This window comes from Candidatus Aegiribacteria sp. (genome assembly GCA_021108435.1).
GTDB lineage: Bacteria > Fermentibacterota > Fermentibacteria > Fermentibacterales > JCC-6 > Aegiribacteria.
On record JAIOQY010000117.1, the window covers coordinates 1 to 3291 of the forward strand.

At 47.3% G+C, this 3291-nt stretch carries 2 protein-coding genes; one reads left to right on the top strand and one right to left on the bottom strand.

Annotation, left to right across the window (positions count from 1 at the left end):
• The first annotated feature begins 311 nt into the window (after positions 1-311).
• On the top strand, positions 312-1736 hold the full coding sequence (locus K8R76_06770; protein MCD4847877.1) for a T9SS type A sorting domain-containing protein: 1425 nt from the start codon (positions 312-314) through the stop codon (positions 1734-1736).
• A gap of 46 nt (positions 1737-1782) precedes the next feature.
• Here the strand turns inward: K8R76_06770 and K8R76_06775 are convergent, their stop codons facing one another.
• Positions 1783-2934: a Fic family protein gene (locus K8R76_06775; protein MCD4847878.1), complete on the bottom strand. Its 1152-nt coding sequence runs from the start codon at positions 2932-2934 to the stop codon at positions 1783-1785.
• Positions 2935-3291 lie beyond the last annotated feature (357 nt).

Here is a 3291-nt window from a genome sequence, read left to right on the forward strand (position 1 = left end):
TGGCGGTGTTCTTATGATATGTTTCGGCGCCTTCCTGCTGGCAGGATGTCTTCTGAGCTGAAGAGTGAATTCAACTGAAATGTATGAAGGTCTTTAAAGTATACTCAGACCTGAGTCTGATTCTATACAGCAAGCTGCTTAATATTCTGATTGCCTGATAGGTTTTACGTAGGTTCAATTATCATTTCTCCACTCGGAAAGAGAGCCCGTTTATTCAAGGGATTGACAAGGTCAGGGAGGAGATATTATTATGGATTATTAGATAATACTGGGATATTAATGGTTAAATATTGCTGAGATGGAGTTGTATTATGAAAAATATCCGGTCTCCGATTTCACTTTTGACGAATACGATCACTGCTGCCTTCCTGCTCATTTTCAGTGGTTCAGTAATGGCTCACGTGGATATTCTCAGCTCGGACGGTGATGTATATCTGGCCTGGTCCGGGAATTATCAATCAACGGTACGGATACTGAATACAACGGTTGAAAGAACCTTCTACCTTCCCGAAGTAAGCATAGGGATGATCGGTCCCTCATTTGAATACCTGGCGGTAGCCGTATGTGATCACTGGGCTGGATTGGACTCATTGTATGTGCTTGAACCCTCTAACCTTGAGACTGTCATGTCACGGGAGATAGCCCTTGAAAATTTCGTGAATCCAGGATCAGGCAATAACATTCGGATGAGCCTGAAGCTTTCAAGAAACGATAGCAATGACAGCGGAATATGGGTAAGTGCAAATCCAATGGTTAGCGAAGTTGGAGAGGGGGCTCTTCATTCACTTACTGCGCGGTATGTACCGGATCCCACACTGGGAATAGTGCTGGATTCGTATATGGGGTTTTCATCCAGGCTATGGTATGGCGGCATCTATTATCCTGTAATCAGGCCGATATTCTGCGGTGGACAGAATGTTCCGACGCATTTTACCACGCTTAGTTTTTGCAGTTCTAGCGAAGATTTGTTCGAACTTTATAGCGGTGTTCACCAGCCTTATTCGGGTTCAGACATGGAATTAATGGATTGGAGCACAATCTGGAGTTGTACCACTCATGACAGGCCTGTGGAGCTGAAGGCAGCGGGAAGCTATTCGGACGAGATACTCCTTCTTTGGGCCACCACTGACACACTCAGGCTGAGGTGTTCCACATTTGACGGTATGACCTCAGATACTGTTTCTACATACGAGCTGGATTTTGATCTTCCCCTCTATCAGCCGTGGGCGATGTCCTGCAACAGAGAGGATGACGGCCTTCTTCTTGCCTGGGTTCAGGATGACAGTATCATGTGCAGGCATTATTCAAATGGATGGAATCCTGAAATCCATACAGTTCAGTATGGAGTTGGAAATATATATGGCTTCAATTTTGCAGTCTGCAGTGATTCACTGGGGTACTGGATAGCATGGATGGATGGATCCAAAAGCGAGCCTGAGGTGCTCTTTGTTGACCGGGGTTATGTAACTGGAATTGAATCCTCCTCCGGTTCTGTTACAGGGGCTGTTTCAGTAAGACCAGAATTCAATCCTGCATCCGGTGATGTGTGGCTTGATGTGGTTACACCAGGCATTCCCGCTGACATATCTGTTTATGACATGACAGGAAGGATGGTGCACAATGGTGTTTGCCACAGCACCGGGCAGTACTGTTTTTCGGTTTCAGAGAAGGGTGTCTATCTGATTCACGTCAGTGCCGGATCCCTGAGTTCCACATGCATGATACTCTGTCTGTAGCCGGCAAAGATCACAAGCTCTTTGCGATGCTTCGTAAAATAACTGATTATTTGGAGTTATTCTTATAATATGCTTCAGCGGGTTCCTCCAGTATTCTCAGTAAAGCAGGTGCCAGCCAGGACCTGTCTCGCTTTCTGCGGTCGGTCTGCTCCAGCACACCAAGCTTAACCAGGTATTCTATAGCCCGGCTGGCGGTGGATCTTGCTACACCCAGCTTCTCTGAAATTCCAGGAATTGTTACAAAAGGATTGCCTGCAAGAAGATTCAGGAGACTTATGGGGGTTGAGCCCGGAAACTCGGCTGCTCGAACGCGCCACTGGTCGAGAAGGTCGACTATTCGGCTGGCTCTGTTCAGTGCGTCATCAGACTGCAGGGCAATACCGCCGAGAAAGTATTGGAGCCAGCGATTCCAGTCACCTTCTTCTGTAACAGCTCTGAGACATCTGTAGTACTCTCCCCGGCTGGCCTCGAAAAAAGCACTGAGGTAAAGAAGGGGAGTGGGAAGAATTGCCCTGTCAATAAGGAACAAAGTAACTAGAAGCCGGCCCAGCCTTCCGTTTCCATCAAGAAAAGGATGAATGGCCTCGAACTGATAGTGCACCAGAGCTATGCTAACAAGAGGTGGCAACTCCCTTTGCATCATGAAAGCTACAAGATCACTCATAAGTTCGAACAGTTTCTCTGGTGGAGGAGGTATATAGGATGCTTCGAAGACGGTGGATCCCGGTAATCCAATCCAGTTTTGAGTGTTTCTGATAGTGCCCGGACGCGCCGCACCCCCTCTGACTCCTGTCATCAGTTGGTTGTGCAGATCTAGAATAAGATCCATGGATAGATGCTGCTCTTCAAGTCTACGTATGCCAAACTCCAGTGCTGCTACGTAGTTGGCTACCTCTTGCAGATCTGCCGGGCTCTCTTTCAGAACTGCGCCGGCATTTGCTGCCAGAAGTTGCCCCAGAGTAGCCTGCGTACCCTCGATTCTGCTTGACAGCACAGCCTCGCGAGCGATGAATGGACGCATGAGCACGTGGGGATTTGGAAGCCTGTGACCCTCTCCGGCCAGCTTCCCTATTGCTCTGTCCGCGTTTGACAGAGATCGAACCAGATTAGGTGTCCATTTCAGCTCAGGAGGGAGAGGATCGGGTAAAAACGTATAGTAACCACTGCTGGTTCTAAGTTTTCTTCCTGGCTGAATCATATTTCTCCGTAATGTTCGTTTACTTGCAAAACGACTATAAGCGTATTTGTTATGTTCGTCAAAGGTGACCACTGATATCATTATAATCGAATAGCCGAAATTCGAACATAACCTGCCCTTTTCTGTTTACAGTGCAGGCATACGGAATGTGCAGGAATAAGGTCATAATACGGAAAGATTCTTTACTGATCAGGGGATAGAGATCATTTCACCATTCAGGAAGAGAGCCCGGTTCTTTCAGCAACTCTGACCCCTCTTATCTCCGGTGTGTCATAGACTGATCGAAAACAAGATCGACTAACTCCTTGATATCCAGTTTGCCTGATTCCATTGCTCTCAAAGGGCCGTCCATCCACA